Source organism: Hyphomonas neptunium ATCC 15444, assembly GCF_000013025.1.
Classification (GTDB): domain Bacteria; phylum Pseudomonadota; class Alphaproteobacteria; order Caulobacterales; family Hyphomonadaceae; genus Hyphomonas; species Hyphomonas neptunia.
In genome coordinates this window covers 2,935,575-2,955,940 of sequence record NC_008358.1, presented here as the reverse complement: position 1 = coordinate 2,955,940, position 20,366 = coordinate 2,935,575, and the positions used below count along the sequence as shown (strand labels likewise).

Here is a 20,366-nt window from a genome sequence, read left to right as displayed (position 1 = left end):
CCCGTTTGATCTTTTTTTAAATCAATTGGATAATATGATTGACTGAAAGCCCGGCATTTTGCAAGCATGCCGTATGGTCCGCCTGCACGAAAAAACCGAAAGTGATGCTGTTGAGGCGCTCAAACGCGCAGCGATGAAGCTGTTTGCCGAGCGGGGCGTGGACGGGGTGACGGTGCGCGAGATTGCCGCCGCCGCCGGGCAGCGCAACCATGGCGCGGTGGGCTATCATTTCGGCTCGAAGGCGGACCTCATCCGCACGCTGATCGTGGACGGCGCAAAGCTGATCAATGACCGGCGCAATGCCGCGCTCGATGCGCTCGAAGGGGTGGGTAGACCGCTGACGCTCGAAGAGGTGGCCGGTATCATGGTTTACCCATCGGTCGACATTACGCCCGATGGCGAGGAGGAGTGTTACAACCGTTTCGTTGTGCTGTTCTCGATGACGCATCGGGCGTTGTTCATGGAGGCGCTGGGCGGGCAGTGGAATTCAGGCTTCAAGCGGTGCCTGGAGCAGTTGCGCGGGTTCATGGGGCATTTGCCGCGGGCGAAACAGACCGAGCGGATCGTGTTTCTGGAGTCGTATCTGGGCTCCGTGCTGGCGGCGCGGGAGGCGCGGCTGGCTGATACGAGCCGGGCGCATCCGACCTGGTCGCGGCCGGCGACACTGGAACATCTGGTGACCACGATGGTGGCGATCGTGCGGGCGGATTAGTTCAGGATGCGGCGGGCCTCTGCGAAGACGGTTTCGAACATTTCGGGCGTCAGGCGGCCGGTGTTCGTGTTGTAGCGGGAGCAGTGATAGGAGGAGAGGAGCGTGACGGGTTTGCCGTTTGCCTCGACTTCGTATTTTGTTCCGTGTCCGAATGGATGGGCGGCGACTTTCAGGCCGAGAGCGCGCAGGGTGGAATCGTGACTGATCTTACCCAGGCACAGGATGACTTTCAGTTTCGGCAGGGCTGCGATGCGCGCTTCGAGGAAGGGGCGGCACTGGTTGATCTCGGCGCCGACGGGTTTGTTTTCCGGGGGCACGCAGCGCACGGCGTTGGTGATCATCGCGCCGGTGAGGACGAGGCCGTCATTCGGGTCGGCGGCGAATTTGCCTTTGCTGAAGCCGAATTTGTCGAGGGTGGCATAGAGGAGATCGCCGGCCCAGTCGCCGGTGAACGGACGGCCGGTGCGGTTGGCGCCTGTAACGCCGGGCGCGAGGCCGACGATGAGGAGCTGCGCATCGTCCTTGCCGAAACTTGGGACGGCGCCGTTGAACCAGCTGGGCTCTTTGGCGCGCACGGCTTCGCGATATGCCACGAGGCGCGGGCAGAGGGGGCAGTCGCGAGGGGCTTCGGGGGCCGCGGCAGGTTTAGTACCCATCCGCGTTGCCGTCTTTGCGCATTTCGGTGGCGGCGATCCAGGCGCCGGAGCGGAAGTCGCGCATGATGGCCTGGTAGCCGCCATAATTGGCTTCGCAGCAGGCGACGTCGTAGCCGCGGGATTCCAGTTCATCGGCAATGCCCGCCAGGCCGCGTTCGAGCATGACGGTGCCGGTGCCGGTATCGCAGTCGTCGCCGAGGGCATTGGTGGGCTCGCAGCCGCCATCATGTTCCCAGCGGGCCGCGTCGCCCGCTTCCTGGAGGCCCATGTCAAAGTCGATCAGGTTGGTGATGATCTGGACATGGCCCTGGGGCTGGGTGGCGCCGCCCATGAGGCCGAAGCTGAGCCAGGGCTCATACGGGCAGGCGAGATCCGGCGCGGTGGCGGCGGTCTGGCAGCCGGGGAGATCCTTGCGGAAGGCGAAGGCCGGAATGATCGTGTGGAAGGGGCGCTTGCCGGGGGCGAAGACGTTGGGGTGGTTCGCATCAAGACTGAACAATTCGCCCCGGTCCTGGAACATGAAGCCCATGCCATCGGCAACGAGGCCCGAGCCCATGCCGCGATAGTTGGACTGGATGAGGGACACCATCATGCCGTCCTTGTCGGTGACGGTGAGGTAGGTGGTGTCGCCGTCGCGCAGGGCCGCGTCTGTGATCTCCGTGCCCGGAGCGACTTCCGGCATGGCGCGGGTGACGTCGATGGCTTCGGCGCGTTTGGCGTTATAGCCGGGGGCAACGAAGATCGACGGGTCGATGCCGGAGAAAGCGGGGTCTGCATAGCCGAGCGCGCGGTCAGCGAAGGCGAGGCGCTTGGCCTCGACCATGGCGGTGACGGCATCGGGCGAACCGAAGCCCATGGATTTGAGATCAAAGCGCTCAAGCATTTCCAGCATCTGGAGGGCGGCGACGCCTTGCGTGTTGGGGCCAAGCTCGCAGACTTTCACTTCGCTGCGGTATTCGACGCAGATCGGCTCAACCCAGTCGCCGGTATGGGCGTTGAAATCATCATAATCGAGCTTGCCGCCGATGCGGCTGAAATAGGCCGCCATGTCTTTGGCCATGACGCCTTTATAGAATTCGTCGCGGCCCTTTTTTCCGATCGTCTCCAGCGTGTTGGCAAGGTCGGGATTTTTAAAGAGGGAGCCCGCGACAGGGGTGGGGTCAAAATAGGTTTTCTTGGCGTTGGCGAATTCTTCCAGCTCGCCGCGCTCGAAGGCGGGCTCAAAGCGCAGCGGGCCGCGCGACCAGTACCAGGCGATCATCTCCGGGATCGGCGCGCCCTCGCGGGCATATTTTACGGCCGGGGCGAGATTGTCCGCCATCGGACGCTGGCCGAATTTTTCATGCAGGGCGAACCAGCCATCGACCGTGCCCGGCACGGTGACGGTGATGGCGCCGTAGGAAGGGAGGGATTTGCCGTCCTTGAACTGATCGGCCTTGGCCTGGGCATCTTCAAGCGTGGCATCCATCGCCGAGCGGCCCGAGCCGTTATAGCCGTAGAGCTGCTCTGTTTCAGGGTCCCAGACGATGGCATAGAGATCGCCGCCGATGCCGTTGCCGGTGGGCTCGACAAGGCCGAGCATGGCGTTGGCGGCGATGGCGGCGTCAACGGCCGTGCCGCCGGCCTTGAGCACATCCAGAGCAGTTTGCGTGGCGAGGGGGTGGGCTGTGGCGGCGGCGCCGTTGGGGGCGACGACGGCCGAGCGGGTGGCGATGGGGCGGCCGCTTTCAGGGCGCTGGCCGGTCATCGGGAAGGCTGCATTCTCGCGCGCAGCCGGGGTGGTTTCCGGCGCGGCGGTGACAGGCGCGGGTTCCAGCGCCTGGGGCGCAGGCTCGGGCGTCTGGGCGCAGGCGGCAAGGGCGAGCGCGCAGGCGGCGCCGGTCAGCAAAGCGTATTTCATTCGAATCCTCCTCCGCCGCGGCGGGTATCTTTTGGAAAATAGTGTGTGGCCAGGCGCCCGGCGATTTCCTCGCCCCGGCGCGCATAGCGGGCCTCAGCCTCTACGGCGCGGCCATCGCAGATGCGGAACTGATCGGCGGTCTGGCTATAGGTTTCGTTGAAGGAAGAGACGAGGGACGAGCGCAGATTGCCAGGCTCTGGCGCCTCAGTGGTCAGAAGGTCGGCCATATAGCGGCGCCAATACTGGTCTTCATTGCCATTGCAGAGCACGCGGATGGCATGGGCGCCGCCCAGCACACCGGCCAGATCGGCGGCGTCGCGAAAATAATCGGGGCCCCGCACCGGCAGGTTTCCCTGCGGCAGGGCGGGCATCATGCTTGTGCTGGCGCCAAGGGCCAAGCTAAGCAGGAGGGCATGAAAACACTTCTTCTTCATGCGCGGACATTCGCGCGCATCGCGCCCCGGCTCAAGGGGCTGAACGCCGCTCTGAATATCGTGACCGTTGATGATGCGGCCCGGTTCCATGATGCCTGGACCTCGGAGGCGCTCAAGGAGGCGCCGGCGGTGGACCTCGCCTTTGGCAATATTGACGCCTTCTATTCCCCGTCTGTGCGGGAATTCATGACGGCAATCCTGAAAAGCCCCGATTTTGACTGGTTCCAGTCTGCGGCTGCCGGCATCGAGAACCCGGCCCTGGTGGCCATCGGGCAGAAATCGAAGCGCTATACGACCAACCATACCCAGGCCGAATCGATGGCCGAATGGGCGATCTGGCAGGCGATGGACTTCTTCCGGGACGGGCCGGGCCACCGGGCCAATCAGGCGCGGGGGGAATGGAAGCGGATTGCTGTGCGGGAAATGCAGGGCTCGCGCTGGCTGATCGTTGGCTATGGCTCGATCGGGCAGGCGGTTGGCAAGCGTGTGAGCGCGCTGGGCGGGGTGGTGACCGGCATGCGCCGCACGCCGGGGCCGGCAGGCGGCGCAGCCCGTGTTGTGGCGCCCGATACGCTGATGGCGGAATTGCCCGGCGCCGATGTCGTCTTGCTGTGCCCGCCGCACACGCCGGAGACCGAAGGCATGGCGGACGCGGCGTTCTTTGCGGCGATGAACCCGGACGCGCTGTTTCTCAACCTCGGGCGCGGCGCGCTGGTGGATGAGGACGCTTTGATGGCGGCGCTGGACGCTGGCAGGCCAGCCTTTGCCGCGCTGGATGTGACCAAAACGGAGCCTTTGCCCGAAGACAGCGCGCTCTGGAAACATCACAAAATCGTGATCACGCCGCACGACAGCTCCGATACGCCGGGCACAGTTGCGCGCGGCGACGAGACTTTCCTTGCCAACCTCCAGCTCTATCTGGACAATGAACCCATGAAACATCTCGTTGATCGCTCGGCCTTCCTGGCCGGTTGATCCGGATGCAGAGGAGTGAGTGATATGACACAATTCAAGCTGGTTTCCGCAGCCGCCATCGCGGCAGCCCTGACCCTCACAGCCTGCGCGACTGAGAATTCCGAAACTGCGGCCCCGGCAGGGAGCGACGGCAGTTTCATCGTGACGGGCAGCGATGGCGTGAAGCTGAAAGCGACGCCGCTTGAGTTTTTCGACAATCCCTGGGCGATGACATTCCTGCCCGATGGCCGCGCTGTGGTGACTGAACAGGCCGGAGATATCTGGCTGGTGGGCACCGATGGCAGCAATGCCGGAGAGATCACCGGCGGGCCGGATGTCATGATGCGCGGCCAGGGCGGCCTCGGCGATATTATCCTGCATCCGGCGTTTGCCGAGACGGGCGAAGTGTACCTCTCCTATGTCGAGCGCGACGATGACGACGATTCCCTGTCTGGCGCGGCAGTGGAGATCGCCACGCTGAGCCTGACCGAGGATGGCGGAACGATCAGTGACCGGAAGGTTATCTGGCGCCAGAATCCGAAAGTGAAAGATAACGGGCATTATGGCCACCGCATGGCCGTCTCACCCGATGGCTATCTCTTTATCACGTCGGGTGAGCGCCAGAAGTTCACGCCTGCGCAGGATATGAGCGGCAATCTTGGCAAGGTCGTGCGCCTCAATCTGGATGGCAGCGTACCGGAAGATAATCCGTTTGCCGATCAGGGCGGGGTGGCTGCAGAGGTGTGGACCCTGGGGCATCGCAACCCGCTGGGCATCGACTTTGACAATACCGGGCGCCTGTGGGTGCAGGAGATGGGGCCAGCGCATGGCGATGAGCTGAACCTGATCGTGGCGGGGGAGAATTACGGGTATCCGGAAGTTTCCAACGGCGATCATTATGATGGCCGCCCCATTCCCGACCATGATACGCGCCCTGAATTTGCCGCGCCTGCGGCCTATTGGGTGCCGGCGATCAGCCCGGCGGGGCTCGACATCTATTATGGCGGCGTGTTTCCGGACTGGAACGGCAACGCCTTTATCGGGGGGCTTTCCTCCAAGGCGCTTATCCGCGTGGAGCTTGAAGAGGAAGGCGGCGGCGCTGCCGAAGGTGGGCGCTACAGCTGGGACAAGCGTATCCGCGAGGTCGAGGAAGGGCCGGACGGGGCGATCTATGTGCTGGAAGATGAAGAAGGCGGGCGGCTGATCCGGCTGACACCGGCTGAATAAGCCTCACCTGTTGCCAAGTAAGGCGACTTTACGCAGACATGGGCGGACCGTTTTCCGGGGCCGCCCATGATCCGCACGTTTACCAATTCCGAGCATCGCTTCGTTCTCTCGGGCGAAACGCTCGAGCATCTCGACACGGCGGTCTGGGTCGACATCCTGCGGCCGAGCAAGGATGAAGAAACCGCGATCGAGCGCGCGCTTGGCATTGATGTGCCCACCATCGAGGAAATGAGCGAGATTGAAGTCTCCAGCCGTCTCTATACGGAGGAGGGGGCGACGTTCATGACCACGATGATGCTCTCGCATACCGATGGCGACAATGTGCTGCTGTCACCGATCACCTTCATCCTCAAGGGCGAGCAGCTGATAACGGTGCGCTATGCCGAGCCGCGTTCCATCGATGCGTTCATCGCGCGCTGCCAGAAGGGCGCAACCTATACCGCCGATGGGGTTGTGGCGGGGTTGCTGGATGGGCTGATCGAGCGGATCGGGGATGTTCTGGAGCGGACGGGGCATGAGCTGGACGCGCTGTCTGACAACATCTTTGCCATCAAGGCGCCACTTGTGGACGGGGCGGTGGCGGAGAAGGTGTCGAAGCGGAACAAGGCCCGGCCCCGCAACTATCAGTCCGTCCTCGAACAGATTGGCCGAAAGGGTGACCTTCTCTCGAAGGTGCGTGAGAGCCTGATTTCGTTTCAGCGGTTGCTGGCATTCGGAACCGAAATTGCCGTCAGCCGCAAGCCGGGCAAGGAGTATGAAGGACGGTTGCGCACGCTGACGCGAGACGTGCAATCGCTGAGCGACCACACGAGCTTCCTTACACAGAAGATCAACTTTCTGCTGGATGCCACGCTTGGCATGATCAATATCGAGCAGACGGGCATCATCAAGATTTTCTCGGTGGCGGCGGTTGTGTTCCTGCCGCCGACGCTGATTGCCTCGATCTACGGAATGAATTTCGAGGTGATGCCGGAGCTGTCCTGGCCGGTGGGGTATCCGTTGGCGCTCTGCCTGATGGTTCTCTCGGCGGTCGTGCCCTACCAGTTCTTCAAATGGCGGGGCTGGCTGTAACGTGAAGCGCGGGGCAGGCATGAGCCCGCCCCGCATGTCTCGACGTCTCAGGCGGTGACGCGCAGGCCCGCCATGCGGGTGATGGTCGCTTCGGCGTCGCGCATGATGTCGGCGACGATTTCGGCGACCGGTTTGACTTCCTTCACACCGCCGGCCGACTGGCCCATAGCGAAGCAGGACTTGTCCATCGAGAGTTTGGCTTCGTCCGTGATCCCACCAATGCCGCCGATAACGCCGGTCTGGGTGGAGTGGATTGCCTGGAACGGGAAGGGTTTGATGTCCTGCGGACGGCTTTCCCAGTCATCGATGTAATCATTGGTGCGGCAGCGCATCGGCTTGCCGGAATAGCAGCGGGTGCGGGTGGTGTCGGTATCGCCGGCGGTGACGACGGCGTCCTTGTACATGCCGGCGGCGTGGGCTTCGGCGGACGCGATGAAGCGTGTGCCCATCCAGACGCCCTGCGCGCCGAGGGCAAGCGAGGCGGCAAGGCCGCGGCCATCATAGATGCCGCCTGCGGCGATGACGGGGATTTTGACCGCTTCGACCGCCTGGGCGACCAGGGGCATCGTGCCGACGAGGCCGGTATGGCCGCCGCCTTCGCCGCCCTGGAGAATCACCGCGTCGCAGCCGGCCTGTTCAGCCTTGATGGCGTGCTTTACCGCGCCGCCGACAACCATGACTTTCAGGCCCGCTTTCTTCAGACGGTCCATGATCGGCATCGGGACGCCGAGGCCGGCGATGAACGAATCGGCGCCGCCATTGATGATGACGTCCACAGACTCTTCGAGGCTTTCCGGGCTTGCGGCGAGCAGGTCCACCCCGAACGGTTTGTCGGTCAGCTGACGCACTTTTTTCATCTGTTCGGCGATGAATTGGGGCGATGTGCCCGCCATGCCGAGAACACCATAGCCACCGGCATTACACATGGCTGCGCAGACTTCTGCATAAGAAACCCCGCCCATGCCTGCGAGCATGATCGGGTGCTGCGTTTTCAGCAGGTCAGTCAGGCGTGTCTTGATAGCCATCTCTAAGTCCCTTTTATCCAAGCGAATTCATGATCCAGACCGGTAGACCCGCGCCCCAGCGTCAACGCAATAGGGAACAGGTTGCCGGCATGTTGCCTTTTTTGCCGCCACTTTGCCGCAATCTGGCCGTGTTCCCCAGCCAGAGTTTTGGAAGTTGGCTGGGTTGATCTGGGCAACGGGTGTCATCTGACAAAAAAATTAAAGAGGGGAAGCTCTGATGAAGAAACTTTTCGCTGGTGCTGCTGCTGCAGCTTTTGTCTCCGGTTTTGCTTTCGCGAGCGAGCCACCGGTTGAAGCAGAAGTCGCCGTAGAAGCCGCTGAAGTTGCTGAGGACACAGCCGAAGTCGCTGAAGAAGCGGCCGTGGTTGCTGAAGAGGCTGCCGCCGAAGCTGAAGAAACTGCCGTTGAAGCTGAAGTGACAGCCGAAGCCGCAGACGAAACAGCGGTGGAAGCAGAAGTTGCTGCTGACGTTGCCGAAGACGCCGCTGTCGAAGCAGACGTTGCAGCAGACGTGGCTGAAGAAGCCGAAGTTGCTGAAGAAGCCGCTGAGGAAGCTGCCGACGAGGCTGCTGAATAAGCGGGCAGAAATGCTCACAATCGCCCCTTCCCACAGCGGGAGGGGGTTTTTCTGTAACCAGCCCGCGAAAGGCTTTCCCGATCTGAAGAATGAACTTTCAGTAACGGGACATTGGTGCTAAAGCACCGGCCGTTCGCAAGAACACAACAGGGGTACTACCAACATGAAAAATCTGTTCCTGATGGGCGCTGCTGCGCTCGTTCTCGCCGCCTGCGGTCCAACCGAAGAAGCTGCGCCTGCAGCTGAGCCGACGACCGTCGAAGAGTCTGCTGCTGACGCTGCAGAGTCCGCTGCTGAAGCCGGTGAAGCCACCGAAGAAGCTGTTATGGACGCATACGAAGCAACTGAAGACGCAGCCGTTGAAGGCGCTGACGCCGTTGCCGAAGGTACTGCTGACGCTGCTGCAGCGACCGAAGAAGCTATGGAAGAAGTGACTGAAGAAGCCACTCCTGAGTAACTTCGAGGCTGGGTAACCGGCTAAAAGATAAGGCCGCTTCCTGATGGGAAGCGGCCTTTTTCTTTGCGGGTGGCTTGCGGGGCGGCGCAGGGCGCCGCCCGCAGGAGCTAGAATTTTGCGTAGCCGCCATCGATGACGAGCGTGTCGCCCGAATGGTATTTCGAGGCGTCCGAGCAGAGATAGACGGCCATGCCGCCGAAGTCTGCTGGCTCGCCCCAACGGCGAATCGGGACGCGGGAGATGACCTTGGAGGTGAACACTTCCTGGCCTTGCGCGCCCTCGGTCATGTCGGTGGCGATCCAGCCCGGCAGGATGGAATTGGCGCGGATACCATAGCGGCCGTATTCGACGGCGCAGGCGTTCATCATGGCGATGAGGCCACCTTTGGTGTGGGCGTAAGCCTGGTTGCGGCCAGCGCCTTCGATGCCGGCGAGGGAGGCGGTGCCAACGAGGCTGCCGCCGAGATCGCCCTTCTTGGCGCGGGCGACCATCGACTTGGCCGCTTCGCGCAGGGTGAAGAAGGCGCCGACGGAGTTGATCCGGGCGTTATACTCCCAGGTTTCCAGCGTCATCGTCTCGAAGGAGGCAGCGCCCCGGCCAACGCCGGCGTTTGCGATGCAGGCGTCGATGCGGCCGAATTCTTCTTCAGCCTCTTTCATCGCCTTGATAACCTGGGATTCTTCGCCGACATCGACGGCCCAGGCCTTGACCTTGCCGGTGCCGAGGCCCGAGGCGGATTTGACGGCGGCGTCGTTGTCGGCCGTCTTGCGGCCCCAGATCACAACATCGGCGTTTGAGGCGGCCAGTGCCTCGACCATGCCGAGGCCGATGCCCTTGTTGCCGCCGGTGACGACACAGACTTTGCCGCTCATATCAAAGGGTTTGTAGACCATGAACCTGATTCCTCCCTGGTATCTTCTGGATGACTTAAAGCGTACAGACAGACCTGACGCAGGGGCGGGTCAAGGAAAATAAACGGGGGATAAGGAGCGCAAAAAACTCCAACGATTCCTCCAATGAGGGGCCCAAAAACTCCAACGGGGCTCCGGGTGGTTGGCGTTTTTCAGAGCGCTGAGACCATCGCGCGGGCCGCTTCGATGATCCGGCGGGTCTCCTCCCAGAGGGCGATGGCGGCTAGCCGCTCGGGCGAGACCCATTCGGCATGGCTGGCATCGTCGCCCGCCACCGGGTCGCCCGAGAGCCAGACGGCGGCAAAGTCGAACAGCAGATAGTGGCGTGTGACGTCGCCCGAAGCGCGTGAGGTGAAGATCGCGTCGACGACATCGACGAGGCCGATGAGGCGGGCGGTGACGCCGGTTTCTTCCATCAACTCGCGCAGAGCGGCGGCCTCTGTACGCTCGCCAAATTCGATGCGGCCGCCGGGGATCGACCAGTCACCGGCGAGCGGGGGCGTACCGCGCCGGATGAGGAGTACGTCTTCGCCTTTGAAACAGACGGCGCCGACGGCGGGCGTCGGCCGGCCGGGCAGCGGGGCGGCGGGCACGGTCATGGCTTTTCCAGCAGCGCGACGGCTTCGACATGCGCCGACCAGAGGAACTGGTCGACCGGATGGGCGCGCAGGAGGCGGTAGCCGCCATCGACGAGGGCGCGCAGGTCGCGGGCGAGGGTGGCGGGATCGCAGGAGACATAGGCGACGCGCGGCACGGTGGAGCGGGCGATTTCGGCCGCCTGCGCCGAGGCGCCCGCGCGCGGGGGATCCAGCACGAGACCGTCAAACCGGGCCAACTCGACCGCAGCGAGGGGATTGCGGAAGAGGTCTCTCACATCGGCGGTGACGGGTTTGAGGCCGGGAGCGGCATTGGCGGCGGCGCGCAGGGCCTCGATGGCGGGGCGCCCGCTTTCGGCAGCGAAGACCGGAATGCGCTCTGCCAGGCGCAGGGCAAATGTTCCGCAGCCGGAGAAAAGATCGGCGGCGTGTTTTGCGCCGCCGAGATGGCCGAGCACGAGGCGGGCGATTTCGGTCTCCGCCTCGGCGCTGGCCTGCAGGAAGCCGCCGGGCGGGGGCAGGAGACTGGCCGCGCCGATGGGCAGGCGCGGGGGGCGCTCGGTCAGCACGTCTTCGCCCTCGAGGGAGACACGGGCGAAGCCGGCCCGCAGGGCAGCGCTGGTGACTTCGGCGCGGGCAAGGCGGGTGGCCTGTTTGGGAATGCCCGTCACATGCAGGTCGAGGCCCGAGGCGGTTTCGGTGACGAGGAGGCTGAGGTCTTCCTTGCCGCTGAAAAGCGGGGCGAGGATGCCGGCCAGCTTTGGCAGGGCGGCGACGATGGCGGGGCGGGCCACGGGGCATTCTTCCAGCGCGATCAGCTCATGGCTCTTGCGGCCATGAAAGCCGACCATGATGGTCTTGCCCGATTTGCGGGCGGTGAAGGTCGCGCGGCGGCGGGAAGCGGGCGGGGTGATCCAGGTCTCGGTAACCTCTGCCTCCAGGCCGCGTGTTTTCAGGGCACGGACGATCAGGTCTCGCTTGAAGGCGGCATAGGGGGCGGGCGCCATGTGTTGCAGCGTGCAGCCGCCACAGCGGGTGAAGTGGCGGCAGGACGGGGCTGTGCGCTCAGAGGACGGCGAGGATATCCGCTCCAGCCTCAGCCGGTCGCCCTCGCCGCTGACTTCGACGACCTCGCCGGCGAGAGTGAACGGCACAGACACCCAGCGGTCTCCCTCCCGCGCGCGGCCATCGCCCTGGGCGCCAACATGGTCGATGGTGAGCGTGCGCAGGGGCGCGGCAGGCGGGGGCATCTGATCTCCAGGCGGCGTGTGAGGGGTGGCGGGTTTCGGTGTCCTCCGTTAGCAGGGACAGGGCGCAACCGAAAGGAGCCGGGGCATGGCAAAAGCCAGTGAGAACGGAAAGCCAAACGGAAAACCGACTGGCAAACCGAGGCCGATCAGCCTGGCGTTGCAGGGCGGGGGCTCGCACGGGGCCTATACCTGGGGCGTGCTGGACCGGCTGAGCGAGGATGAGACGCTCGACATCGAGGCGATTTCAGCGACCTCCGCCGGGGCCATCAATGCGGTGGCCTATGCTGCCGGGCTGGCGGCAGGCGGGCCGGCAGGCGCCCGGGCGGCGATGGAGCAGCTGTGGCGGGCGGTGTCGGACGCGGGCTCCGGCATGAATGTGTTCGGCGCGGCGGGCTTTCAGATGGCCAGCGCCTTGCAGAGCTTTGCCAGCCCTTATGATTTCAACCCGTTCAACTTCAATCCGCTGCGCCGGATTGTCGAAAATCAGGTGGACTTTGACGCGGTGCATGCGTCGGGGCTGAAGCTTTTCCTGTCGGCCACGAATGTGGAGACGGGCAAGGTGCGGGTGTTTTCCAAAGCGGAGATTACCGCCGATGCCGTTCTGGCGTCGGCCTGCCTGCCGCAAACCTTTCAGGCGGTGGAGATCGGCGAGGAGGCATTCTGGGATGGCGGCTTCATGGGCAATCCCAGTCTCTTCCCGCTGATCTATTCGGGCGCGCCGCAGGATGTGCTCCTTGTGCTGCTCAATCCTCTGGTGCGGCCGGGCGTTCCCAAACGTGCCGCCGAGATCCAGGAGCGGCTGAACGAGATCAGTTTTAATGCCTCGCTCATCGGCGAGCTGCGCGCGATTGCCTTCGTGCAGCGCCTGATTGATGACGGGATGCTGAAAGAGCCGCTGATGAAGAAATACCGCAGGCTGAATATCCACGCCATTCGCGGCGGGCAGGATCTGCTCGGCTATGGGCTGGCGACGAAATATGACTCGCGCTGGCGCTTCCTGACAGAGGTGCGCGATCTGGGCCGGGGGGCGGCGGACCGGTGGCTGGCCGAGTGCGCCAAGGATGTGGGCACGAAACAGTCGAGCTTTGATATCCGGAAAGAGTTTCTGGAGGTTTAGAGCCGCGCGCAGACTGAACATTCGCGTTGGCGGTTGGCGGGTTTCAGGTAGATTTGGCGCGGAAAGGATACTTCCATGCAGCGTTTTCCCGTTTCCGTGCTTGTCGCCTGCCTCGTGGCCACCAGCGCCTTTGCCGATCCCAAGCTTGGCAGCAATGAGCCCCTCACGGCGGATGTGATGAAAGCTGAACTCTTCGGGGTGCGGATGGCCGGGGTGGTGGTGCAGACCGGGGAGCGCTGGTCTGAATGTGTCGAGCCGGGCGGGCGGACGCTCTATGAGATCGGCGATTACATATCCGAAGGTGTGATGGAGGTGACCGAGGGTGGCCAAGCCTGTTTCACCTATCCGGGCACCGGCACGTCCTGCTTTCGCGGGCAGCGGGCGCCGAGGGGCTATATGTTCTATGCCATCGGCGGGGGCGGCACGTTTCACGCCACCAAGGTGGAGCGCGGCGTGAAGAAATGCATTGCGAGTGATCTGATCGGCTAGGTCTGCTTCAGAAACTGCACGCGGGCGGCGCCGAAGTCGCGCGTGTCGATGGCTTCCCAGCCGCTATACATCAGCGTTTCATCCGAGCCGGTTTCGACCATGGCGATGGCATCTTCGGTGAGCCATTTGCCGCTGATGAGGCCGTCGAGCGCAGGCTGGACGAGGCCTTTGTGATAGGGCGGGTCGAGGAAAGCGAGGGTGAACGGGGCGCCGACGCCGGCGGGCTTTTCGCCCAGGTCGGTGGCCGAGCGGCGGTGGAGGCGTGTGTGGCCGAAGAGGCCGAGGGCTTCGATATTGTCGCGGATGGCGCCGCGTGCGCCGTGGTCGGTTTCGACAAACAGGCAGAAGGCGGCGCCGCGGCTCATTGCTTCCAGGCCAAGCGCGCCGGAGCCGGCGAAGAGATCAATCACGCGGGCGCCTTCGAGCGGCGGGGCCCACGGGGCATGGGCGAGGATGTTGAAGAGGCTTTCGCGCGTGCGGTCGCTGGTCGGCCGGGTGGTCATGCCCTTGGGGGCGGTGAGGCTGCGGCCTTTGTGCTGTCCGGCGATGATGCGCATGGCAGGGGTGTTCCGTTATGAGTGCGCCCTGCCTCTAGGGCCGCGCCGCGCGAATGACAACCGTTCGGGATGACGCCGCGCGAGGGCTTGATTTCTACTCACGCTAGAGTTTCTCTGAGGCCTGCAACTGAGGAGCTTTCCCGCCGTGACCGCCACCGTGAAAATCGAGAATGAGATTGCTGTCGTCACTATGGATGATGGCAAGGCCAACGCCATCAGCCTGACGATGCTGGAAGCGGTGAACGCGGCGCTGGACGAGGCGGAGACGGCGGCGAAGGTGATCGTGCTGGCCGGGCGGCCGGAGCGGTTTTCGGCAGGGTTTGACCTGAAGTTTCTCGCTTCATCCGAGCCCGATCAGGTGCGCAAGCTGGTGATGGGCGGGGGCAAGCTGGCGTTCCGGCTGTTTACCTCTGACAAGCCGGTCGTCATTGCGTGTACGGGACATGCCATTGCCATGGGGGCGTTCATCCTGCTGGCCGGGGATACGCGGATTGCGGCGCGGGGCGCCTACAAGATCGGCGCGAATGAGACGGTGAACGGCATGACGCTGCCAGGCTTCGGGGTGGAGCTGCCGCGGGCGAGGCTCAACCCGATGTATCTGACGCAGGCGCTGGCGCAGGCGAAGCTCTACACGCCCGATGAAGCGCTGCCCGTGGGCTGGGTGGACCAGGTGGTGGAGCCGGGCGAAGTGCTGGGCGCGGCGATGGCGGAGGCCGAGCGGCTGCTCCCGATTGCCAACTACGCTTATGGCCGGAACAAGAAGTATGCCCGCCAGCCGGCAATTGATCTGATTGCGCCGACGCTCGAAATTTAGACGCGGGGCTGTAATCCGTTGACGGATTTACCTTTACTTTCAGGGGCTGAGACGCAATCTGCTGTTCGATGAATATGCAGATTGAAGCAATGGCCCGCGCGATGGAACTGGCGCGTGAAGCGGCGAAGGCCGGCGAGGTGCCGGTGGGCGCCGTGGTGGTGGACCCGGAGACCGGGGAGATCGTTGGCGAGGGGTATAACCGCCCCGTGGGCACACATGATCCGAGCGCCCATGCCGAGATCATTGCCATCCGCGCGGCGGCGCAGAAGCTTGGCAATTACCGGCTGACGGGGCTGGACCTGCATGTGACGCTGGAGCCGTGTGCGATGTGCGCCGGGGCGATCAGCTTTGCGCGGATCGGGCGGCTTGTTTTTGCGGCGGCCGACATCAAGGGCGGGGCGGTGATGAGCGGGCCGCGCTTCTTCGAGCAGCCGACCTGCCACTGGCGGCCCGAATGGCGCCAGGACGCGCTGCACGAAGCTGAGGCGGCCGACCTGCTCCGGGACTTCTTCCGCACCCGCCGGGGCTGACAAAGCCGTAATCAGGCTGCATGACTGGTCTTCACATCTGAAGGGGACGATTTGCCCATGGAGCATGCCGCGCACGGGCCAAGCCCGACCCTGATCAAGGATCTGCTGGTTTTCCTCATCGCCGCGGGCATTCTTGTTCCTGCCATGCGCTGGCTGAAGATGCCGACCATCATCGCGTTCATGCTGGCTGGGGTCGGGCTTGGCCCTTACGCGCTGGGCCATTTTGCCGAAGACTATCCTGTCCTCACTTTCTTCTCGATTACCGAACCGGAAGCGGCCTTGCCGCTGGCCGAATTGGGCGTGCTGTTCCTGCTCTTTCTGCTGGGGGTGGAGTTTTCCTTCCAGCGGCTCTGGGCCTTGCGCAAGGTCGTGCTGGGCGCGGGCGGGATGCAGACGCTGCTCAGCGCAGCGGTGATCGCGGTGGCGGGCTGGGCGCTCGGGCTTGATCCGGCGGTATCGCTGATCCTTGGCCTCGCGCTGGCGCTGTCTTCCACGGCTATCGTGATGCAGGTGCTGGTGGAGGAAAAGCGCGCGGCCCAGCCGGTGGGGCGCACTTCGCTGGGTGTGTTGCTGTTTCAGGACATCATGGTTGCGCCGATCCTGATCTTTGTCGGCTTTGTCGGCCTCAAGAGCGACGCCAATCTGGGCGGCGTGCTGCTGGACGCGCTGATCCGGGGACTGATTGCCATTGCGGTGATCTGGGTGATCGGCAACTTCCTGCTGGGCCGGGTTTTCCGGCTGGCGGCGGCGAGCGGGGGCCGCGACTTCCTGATGGCGCTGACGCTGCTGACGGTCGTGGGCGCGGCGGCCATCACCTACAGCGCGGGTCTGTCGGTTGCGCTGGGCGCGTTCCTGGCCGGGCTGCTGGTGGGGGAGACGGAGTTCAAACACCAGACGGAAGTAGACCTTGAACCGTTCAAGGGGCTGTTGCTGGGCCTCTTCTTCATGACGGTCGGCATGAGCCTCGACCTGCCGGCCATCGCCGGTCAGCTTGGCCCGATCCTCGCCGTGCTGGCGGGGCTGATCGTGGCCAAGGTGGGGATTGCCTATCTTGCCTGCCGCCTGTTTGCCGGGGGGCATCCGATCTCGATCGAGGCAGCGCTGCTGCTGGCGCCGGCCGGGGAGTTTGCCTTCATCATTCTGACGGCGGCGCAGGCGGGCAATGCCGTGACACGGGAAGTGGCGACCTTTGCCGCGGCGGTGGCGGGACTGTCGATGTTGCTGACGCCGCTGCTGGGCCAGCTTGGCCGAAAGCTCGCGGCGCGGCGTCCGGCAAAGGTGGACCCCGAAGGCATGCAGCTGACCGATCCGTCAGAGATGGAAAACCATGTCGTGCTGGCCGGCTATGGCCGGGTTGGCCGGGCTGTCGCGCGGGTGCTCAAGGATGAGGAAGTGTCCATTCTGGCGATCGACCGGGACCCGGAGAAAGTTCATCAGGCGCGCCTCGATGGGCTGACAGCCTATGTCGGCGATGCGGCGCGGCCGGAAATCCTCACCCTGACGGGCATTGCGAAAGCCGAGCAGTTCATCGTCACGGTGGATGATCCGAACCGGGCCAGAGATATGGTGAGCAGCGCGCGCAGTCTGCATCGCGACATTCTGATCCTTGCCCGCGCCCATGACGGCGAACATGCCGCCGAGCTTGAAAAAGCCGGCGCCGCGCATGTGGTGCCCGAAGCGGTCGAGTCCGGGTTGCAGATGGCTGGGATGGCGCTGGAAGGCTTCGGCTATGAAACCGAAACCGTGCGGGACATTCTCGCGGTTGTGCGGGACGAGGAATACCGGCGCGCCTGATGCATTGCTGATGCGTGCACAGATTAAAGCGTGACGGAGACATCCCGGATAAGCCCGCGCAGCCACATCAGGGCCGGGTCCTGTGCATATTCGCGATGCCAGTAGAGCATCGAGCCGGGCGAGGGAAAATCAAACGGCAACTTCATCACGGCCAGGCCAGAGCCTTCGGTGACCGGCTGGGGCGCGGCGAGGGCGAGATGCGTACAGCGCACAACCTCCAGGGCAGGCTGATAGTGGGGCAGGCGGTGAACGGGCGTGATCCGGTGTCCCAGAGAGCGCGCCATCTCCTCGATCAGGCTGCGCCCTTCGCGGCGGCTGGAGACGGCGATATGGCGCATGCTGAAGAATTTATCCAGCGTCAGCGGTTCGTTTGCCAGCGGATGGTCGCTCGCCAGCGCGCAGACATATTTGGTGGAGGAGAGCAGCACACGTTCAAGGTCTGCCCCGCGCAGGTCCTGCACGTCGATGGCAAGGTCGAGACGCCCTGAAGCCAGCTCGCTGGCGATGGCCGAGCGCTGGGGCTGGCTCCAGGAGATACGCACGCCGGGCGCCTGCACTTCCAGGCGGCGGGCAATCGGCGGGGCGAGAATGTGCGCGCTCGCGTCCCGGCTGGAGATATTGAACACGCGGGTGGAGCGCGAGGGCTCAAACACCGAGCGCGGCTCGAGCCCGTTGCGCAGCTTGTCGAGGGATTCCCGGATCGCCGGCATCAGGGCTTCGGTCATCGCGGTGGGCTTCACCCCGCGGCCCTCGCGCACGAAGAGCGGGTCTTCAAAATGCAGGCGCAGGCGCGAGAGCGCGTTGCTGACGGCGGGCTGGGTGATGTGAAGCACTTCGCTGGCGCGCGTCAGGCTGCGCTCGGCGTAAATCGCCTCCAGCACAGGCAGGAGATTGAGATCAAGAGACCGGAGGTTCATGGCAGGGCCTGTGGGAGGAACAGGAACGTATTATCACGGCGAGTGATGATATTGTTTCATAAAATAAAGTAGCCGAATAGTCTTGCATGCGCCATGTGTGGGGCGTGAAATGCACATCCTTACATGATCGCCTGACGCCAGAGCCGGAAATCCGGCAGGCTGAGGCTGGTTCAGAGCCAGCCTGCAGCGCGTATCAGCATGAATATGCCCACCGCGGTCACCAGCCAGCGCATCCAGCGGCGGAAGTCGATGTCGGTCATCTTCTCCAGCAGTTTCCCGCCCAGTGTGGTGCCCAGCATGGACAGCGGCACAGCGGCGGCAAAGAACCAGAGCGGCGGCATCAGGCTCTCGCGGGTGGAGGCCAGCAGGGCGGCGCCCCAGAAGGCGATCTTCACCAGATGCGCCAGCACCTGCGTGATCGCCTTGGTGGCGACGACCGCGCGCCGGTCCATCACGCTGCGGGCGAAGAAAATGTCGAGCAACGGACCGGTGACCCCGGCAAGGGTGTTCATGGCTTGCAGGGCAAAGCCGGCAAATTCGGCCTGGCCGCGTCGCTGAACATCTATGTCGATCCAGGCCTTGGGTATCCAGACCGTGAAGGCGGCGAGCGCCAGGAGGATGTAAACGGCTGTCGCCTCCGGGCGCCAGGAGACCAGGAACAGAACCCCAATGGCGGCAACCGAACCGAGCGCGTAGCGGCGGAAGATCGTCCAGTCGATGAACTTGCGCCAGAGGATCGCGCGGTAGCCGTTGGAGACCATCTGCACGGCGCCGTGCACGACCATTGCGGTGGCAACCGGCAGCAGCGCAGTCAGCGCCGCCATCAGGATCAGGCCGCCCGCCATGCCGAATACGCCGGATATGAAGGAGGTGACGATCACCGTCACCAGCAGCGCAAAGGCGATCACCGGGCTCATGGCCTGCGCCTTAGCGCATTTTCCGGCGTGTCACGAGGGGGCGAAAGAATTTGCACGCGCCCCCCCATCTCAGTTACCCTGAACTCAGGGAAGAAGACGACAAACACCCATCCAGAGAGGAAACACAGCCATGGCTGATACCCAACGTACCCCCGACGCCTATGAGGAACTCAACGACCTGCGCATGTCCGAAGGCGCACGCCCGCTTTACGAGCATGTGAAGAAGTTCATTGCGGAAACCGTTCAGCCGATGAGCGAAGAGTTCCACCGCCTCGGCGAGAACAACAAGGACATCTGGTCCTACGCTCCCGGCCAGCTGGAATGCCTGGAGAAAGCCAAGGACGAAGCCAAGAAGCAGGGCCTCTGGAACTTCTTCCTGCCCGACGCCGAAACCGGCGAAGGCCTGTCGAACCTCGACTACGCCTACATTGCCGCTGAACTCGGCAAGAACTCGCTGGCTTCAGAGACCATGAACTGCTCGGCGCCTGACACCGGCAACATGGAAGTGCTCGAGCGCGTCGGCACGCCCGCCCAGAAGGAACAGTGGCTGAAGCCGCTGCTGGAAGGCAAGATCCGCTCCGCCTTCGCCATGACCGAGCCTGGCATGGCCTCCTCGGACGCAAAGAACGTCTCGATGAGCGCCGTTCTGGAAGGCGATGAGTGGGTGCTCAACGGCGACAAGTATTACATCTCCGGCGCCGGCGACCCGCGCTGCAAGATCATGATCGTCATGTGCAAAACCAATAATGGCGACGATGTGAACCGCCAGCAGAGCCAGATCCTCGTGCCGCTGCCTTATAAAGGCGTCACGATCCTCGGGCCGATGCACGTGTTCGGCGAGCCTGACGCGCCTCACGGCCATATGCACATCCGCTTTGAGAATGTCCGCGTTCCGAAGGAAAACATGCTGCTCGGCGAAGGCCGTGGCTTCGAGATTTCGCAGCTGCGCCTCGGCCCTGGCCGTATCCACCACTGCATGCGCTCCATCGGTTCGGCTGAAAAAGCGCTCGACCTGATGTGCGTGCGTGGCCTGGCCCGCGAAGCGTTCGGCCGCCCGCTGGCGAAACTCGGCGGCAACACCGAGATCATCAGCCGCGCGCGGATTGAAATCGAAGCGATGCGCATGATGGTTCTGAAAGCCGCCAAGGCAATGGATGTTCTCGGCAACAAGGAAGCCCGCGTCTGGATTTCGATGGTGAAAGCCATGGTGCCTGAGCGCGTGTGCCTGATCATCGACCAGGCGATCCAGATCCACGGCGCAACCGGCGTTTCGCAATGGACCCCGCTCGCCCGCATGTATGCCAGCCAGCGCACACTGCGCCTGGCAGACGGCCCGGACGAAGTCCACCACATGGTCGTCGGCCGCAGCGAACTGCGCAAATATGAAGGCGGGGTGGAAGATCCTGCGCTGGCCGCCATCTGGCGCAAATAAGCCTGGCACTTTGCCACACGATTGAAGAA

At 63.7% G+C, this 20,366-nt stretch carries 22 protein-coding genes; 12 read left to right on the top strand and 10 right to left on the bottom strand.

All coding sequences use genetic code 11. The features are described from left to right. Positions 1-73 precede the first annotated feature (73 nt). On the top strand, positions 74-712 hold the full coding sequence (locus tag HNE_RS13820; protein ID WP_011647769.1) for a TetR/AcrR family transcriptional regulator: 639 nt from the start codon (positions 74-76) through the stop codon (positions 710-712). Here the strand turns inward: HNE_RS13820 and HNE_RS13815 are convergent. From HNE_RS13815 to HNE_RS18615, 3 genes are read right to left on the bottom strand one after another with little or no spacing between them, the layout of a single operon-like run. After that, positions 709-1,368: a uracil-DNA glycosylase gene (locus tag HNE_RS13815; RefSeq protein ID WP_011647768.1), complete on the bottom strand. Its 660-nt coding sequence runs from the start codon at positions 1,366-1,368 to the stop codon at positions 709-711. The two genes, HNE_RS13820 and HNE_RS13815, sit on opposite strands and share 4 nt — an antisense overlap. Beyond that, on the bottom strand, positions 1,358-3,268 hold the full coding sequence (locus HNE_RS13810) for a gamma-glutamyltransferase family protein (RefSeq protein WP_011647767.1): 1,911 nt from the start codon (positions 3,266-3,268) through the stop codon (positions 1,358-1,360). The genes HNE_RS13815 and HNE_RS13810 overlap by 11 nt, the downstream gene beginning before the upstream one ends. Then, complete coding sequence (locus HNE_RS18615) at positions 3,265-3,642, bottom strand: TIGR02301 family protein (protein ID WP_148205897.1); 378 nt, start codon at positions 3,640-3,642, stop codon at positions 3,265-3,267. Before HNE_RS18615 ends, HNE_RS13810 begins: the two co-directional genes overlap by 4 nt. Positions 3,643-3,681: 39 nt before the next feature. On the opposite strand from HNE_RS18615, the gene HNE_RS18130 reads away from it, so the two are divergent. From HNE_RS18130 to HNE_RS13790, 3 genes are all read left to right on the top strand, one after another. Next, positions 3,682-4,677, top strand: coding sequence for an NAD(P)-dependent oxidoreductase (locus tag HNE_RS18130; RefSeq protein ID WP_011647765.1), 996 nt, complete (start codon positions 3,682-3,684; stop codon positions 4,675-4,677). A gap of 24 nt (positions 4,678-4,701) precedes the next feature. After that, positions 4,702-5,883: a PQQ-dependent sugar dehydrogenase gene (locus tag HNE_RS13795; RefSeq protein WP_011647764.1), complete on the top strand. Its 1,182-nt coding sequence runs from the start codon at positions 4,702-4,704 to the stop codon at positions 5,881-5,883. A 66-nt stretch (positions 5,884-5,949) separates the two neighbouring features. After that, the gene (locus tag HNE_RS13790) at positions 5,950-6,954 is read left to right on the top strand and encodes a magnesium transporter CorA family protein (RefSeq protein ID WP_011647763.1); all 1,005 of its coding nucleotides are present in this window, start codon (positions 5,950-5,952) and stop codon (positions 6,952-6,954) included. A gap of 47 nt (positions 6,955-7,001) precedes the next feature. Here the strand turns inward: HNE_RS13790 and HNE_RS13785 are convergent, their stop codons facing one another. Beyond that, positions 7,002-7,979 (bottom strand): NAD(P)H-dependent flavin oxidoreductase, encoded by a 978-nt coding sequence (locus tag HNE_RS13785; protein WP_011647762.1) that lies wholly within the window; start codon positions 7,977-7,979, stop codon positions 7,002-7,004. Positions 7,980-8,196: 217 nt separating this feature from the next. Between HNE_RS13785 and HNE_RS13780 the strand changes: the two genes are divergently transcribed. After that, positions 8,197-8,556, top strand: a complete 360-nt coding sequence (locus tag HNE_RS13780) for a hypothetical protein (protein ID WP_011647761.1) — start codon at positions 8,197-8,199, stop codon at positions 8,554-8,556. A 163-nt stretch (positions 8,557-8,719) separates the two neighbouring features. Beyond that, complete coding sequence (locus HNE_RS13775; protein ID WP_035592615.1) at positions 8,720-9,013, top strand: hypothetical protein; 294 nt, start codon at positions 8,720-8,722, stop codon at positions 9,011-9,013. 107 nt (positions 9,014-9,120) lie between these two features. Here HNE_RS13775 and HNE_RS13770 read toward each other — a convergent pair whose 3' ends face one another. The 3 genes from HNE_RS13770 to HNE_RS13760 form a co-directional block, all read right to left on the bottom strand. Continuing rightward, on the bottom strand, positions 9,121-9,906 hold the full coding sequence (locus tag HNE_RS13770; protein ID WP_011647759.1) for an SDR family NAD(P)-dependent oxidoreductase: 786 nt from the start codon (positions 9,904-9,906) through the stop codon (positions 9,121-9,123). A gap of 170 nt (positions 9,907-10,076) precedes the next feature. Beyond that, a complete protein-coding gene (locus HNE_RS13765; RefSeq protein ID WP_011647758.1) occupies positions 10,077-10,523 on the bottom strand; it encodes an NUDIX hydrolase in 447 nt (148 codons plus the stop codon). Then, positions 10,520-11,770: a class I SAM-dependent RNA methyltransferase gene (locus HNE_RS13760; protein ID WP_011647757.1), complete on the bottom strand. Its 1,251-nt coding sequence runs from the start codon at positions 11,768-11,770 to the stop codon at positions 10,520-10,522. The genes HNE_RS13765 and HNE_RS13760 overlap by 4 nt, the downstream gene beginning before the upstream one ends. A gap of 85 nt (positions 11,771-11,855) precedes the next feature. Here HNE_RS13760 and HNE_RS13755 point away from each other — a divergent pair, with 85 nt between their 5' ends. Then, a complete protein-coding gene (locus HNE_RS13755; protein WP_011647756.1) occupies positions 11,856-12,887 on the top strand; it encodes a patatin-like phospholipase family protein in 1,032 nt (343 codons plus the stop codon). Positions 12,888-12,962: 75 nt separating this feature from the next. Next, complete coding sequence (locus tag HNE_RS18125) at positions 12,963-13,376, top strand: hypothetical protein (RefSeq protein WP_011647755.1); 414 nt, start codon at positions 12,963-12,965, stop codon at positions 13,374-13,376. Here HNE_RS18125 and rsmD read toward each other — a convergent pair. Continuing rightward, positions 13,373-13,933, bottom strand: a complete 561-nt coding sequence (rsmD, locus tag HNE_RS13745; protein WP_011647754.1) for a 16S rRNA (guanine(966)-N(2))-methyltransferase RsmD — start codon at positions 13,931-13,933, stop codon at positions 13,373-13,375. The genes HNE_RS18125 and rsmD overlap by 4 nt on opposite strands. Positions 13,934-14,078: 145 nt before the next feature. On the opposite strand from rsmD, the gene HNE_RS13740 reads away from it, so the two are divergent. The 3 genes from HNE_RS13740 to HNE_RS13730 all read left to right on the top strand — a co-directional run bounded on the left by HNE_RS13740 (position 14,079) and on the right by HNE_RS13730 (position 17,071). Next, entirely contained in the window at positions 14,079-14,747 is a 669-nt protein-coding gene (locus tag HNE_RS13740) for a crotonase/enoyl-CoA hydratase family protein (protein WP_011647753.1), read from the top strand. A 74-nt stretch (positions 14,748-14,821) separates the two neighbouring features. Beyond that, positions 14,822-15,277, top strand: coding sequence for a nucleoside deaminase (locus tag HNE_RS13735; protein WP_233351916.1), 456 nt, complete (start codon positions 14,822-14,824; stop codon positions 15,275-15,277). A 57-nt stretch (positions 15,278-15,334) separates the two neighbouring features. Next, the gene (locus tag HNE_RS13730) at positions 15,335-17,071 is read left to right on the top strand and encodes a cation:proton antiporter (protein WP_011647751.1); all 1,737 of its coding nucleotides are present in this window, start codon (positions 15,335-15,337) and stop codon (positions 17,069-17,071) included. A gap of 23 nt (positions 17,072-17,094) precedes the next feature. Here HNE_RS13730 and HNE_RS13725 read toward each other — a convergent pair whose 3' ends face one another. Both HNE_RS13725 and HNE_RS13720 read right to left on the bottom strand, forming a co-directional pair. Beyond that, positions 17,095-17,988, bottom strand: coding sequence for a LysR family transcriptional regulator (locus HNE_RS13725; protein WP_011647750.1), 894 nt, complete (start codon positions 17,986-17,988; stop codon positions 17,095-17,097). Positions 17,989-18,158: 170 nt separating this feature from the next. Beyond that, the gene (locus tag HNE_RS13720; RefSeq protein WP_011647749.1) at positions 18,159-18,905 is read right to left on the bottom strand and encodes a sulfite exporter TauE/SafE family protein; all 747 of its coding nucleotides are present in this window, start codon (positions 18,903-18,905) and stop codon (positions 18,159-18,161) included. A 130-nt stretch (positions 18,906-19,035) separates the two neighbouring features. On the opposite strand from HNE_RS13720, the gene HNE_RS13715 reads away from it, so the two are divergent. Then, positions 19,036-20,337, top strand: coding sequence for an acyl-CoA dehydrogenase family protein (locus HNE_RS13715; RefSeq protein ID WP_011647748.1), 1,302 nt, complete (start codon positions 19,036-19,038; stop codon positions 20,335-20,337). The last annotated feature ends 29 nt before the right edge of the window (positions 20,338-20,366 follow it).

What these genes read in the sequence shown, in the direction of transcription:
- HNE_RS13820 (WP_011647769.1), top strand. Translation starts at nt 74, where the DNA reads ATGGTCCGCCTGCACGAAAAAACCGAAAGTGATGCTGTTGAGGCGCTC.
- HNE_RS13815 (WP_011647768.1), bottom strand. Translation starts at nt 1,368, where the DNA reads ATGGGTACTAAACCTGCCGCGGCCCCCGAAGCCCCTCGCGACTGCCCC.
- HNE_RS13810 (WP_011647767.1), bottom strand. Translation starts at nt 3,268, where the DNA reads ATGAAATACGCTTTGCTGACCGGCGCCGCCTGCGCGCTCGCCCTTGCC.
- HNE_RS18615 (WP_148205897.1), bottom strand. Translation starts at nt 3,642, where the DNA reads ATGATGCCCGCCCTGCCGCAGGGAAACCTGCCGGTGCGGGGCCCCGAT.
- HNE_RS18130 (WP_011647765.1), top strand. Translation starts at nt 3,682, where the DNA reads ATGAAAACACTTCTTCTTCATGCGCGGACATTCGCGCGCATCGCGCCC.
- HNE_RS13795 (WP_011647764.1), top strand. Translation starts at nt 4,702, where the DNA reads ATGACACAATTCAAGCTGGTTTCCGCAGCCGCCATCGCGGCAGCCCTG.
- HNE_RS13790 (WP_011647763.1), top strand. Translation starts at nt 5,950, where the DNA reads ATGATCCGCACGTTTACCAATTCCGAGCATCGCTTCGTTCTCTCGGGC.
- HNE_RS13785 (WP_011647762.1), bottom strand. Translation starts at nt 7,979, where the DNA reads ATGGCTATCAAGACACGCCTGACTGACCTGCTGAAAACGCAGCACCCG.
- HNE_RS13780 (WP_011647761.1), top strand. Translation starts at nt 8,197, where the DNA reads ATGAAGAAACTTTTCGCTGGTGCTGCTGCTGCAGCTTTTGTCTCCGGT.
- HNE_RS13775 (WP_035592615.1), top strand. Translation starts at nt 8,720, where the DNA reads ATGAAAAATCTGTTCCTGATGGGCGCTGCTGCGCTCGTTCTCGCCGCC.
- HNE_RS13770 (WP_011647759.1), bottom strand. Translation starts at nt 9,906, where the DNA reads ATGGTCTACAAACCCTTTGATATGAGCGGCAAAGTCTGTGTCGTCACC.
- HNE_RS13765 (WP_011647758.1), bottom strand. Translation starts at nt 10,523, where the DNA reads ATGACCGTGCCCGCCGCCCCGCTGCCCGGCCGGCCGACGCCCGCCGTC.
- HNE_RS13760 (WP_011647757.1), bottom strand. Translation starts at nt 11,770, where the DNA reads ATGCCCCCGCCTGCCGCGCCCCTGCGCACGCTCACCATCGACCATGTT.
- HNE_RS13755 (WP_011647756.1), top strand. Translation starts at nt 11,856, where the DNA reads ATGGCAAAAGCCAGTGAGAACGGAAAGCCAAACGGAAAACCGACTGGC.
- HNE_RS18125 (WP_011647755.1), top strand. Translation starts at nt 12,963, where the DNA reads ATGCAGCGTTTTCCCGTTTCCGTGCTTGTCGCCTGCCTCGTGGCCACC.
- rsmD (WP_011647754.1), bottom strand. Translation starts at nt 13,933, where the DNA reads ATGCGCATCATCGCCGGACAGCACAAAGGCCGCAGCCTCACCGCCCCC.
- HNE_RS13735 (WP_233351916.1), top strand. Translation starts at nt 14,822, where the DNA reads ATGCAGATTGAAGCAATGGCCCGCGCGATGGAACTGGCGCGTGAAGCG.
- HNE_RS13730 (WP_011647751.1), top strand. Translation starts at nt 15,335, where the DNA reads ATGGAGCATGCCGCGCACGGGCCAAGCCCGACCCTGATCAAGGATCTG.
- HNE_RS13725 (WP_011647750.1), bottom strand. Translation starts at nt 17,988, where the DNA reads ATGAACCTCCGGTCTCTTGATCTCAATCTCCTGCCTGTGCTGGAGGCG.
- HNE_RS13720 (WP_011647749.1), bottom strand. Translation starts at nt 18,905, where the DNA reads ATGAGCCCGGTGATCGCCTTTGCGCTGCTGGTGACGGTGATCGTCACC.
- HNE_RS13715 (WP_011647748.1), top strand. Translation starts at nt 19,036, where the DNA reads ATGGCTGATACCCAACGTACCCCCGACGCCTATGAGGAACTCAACGAC.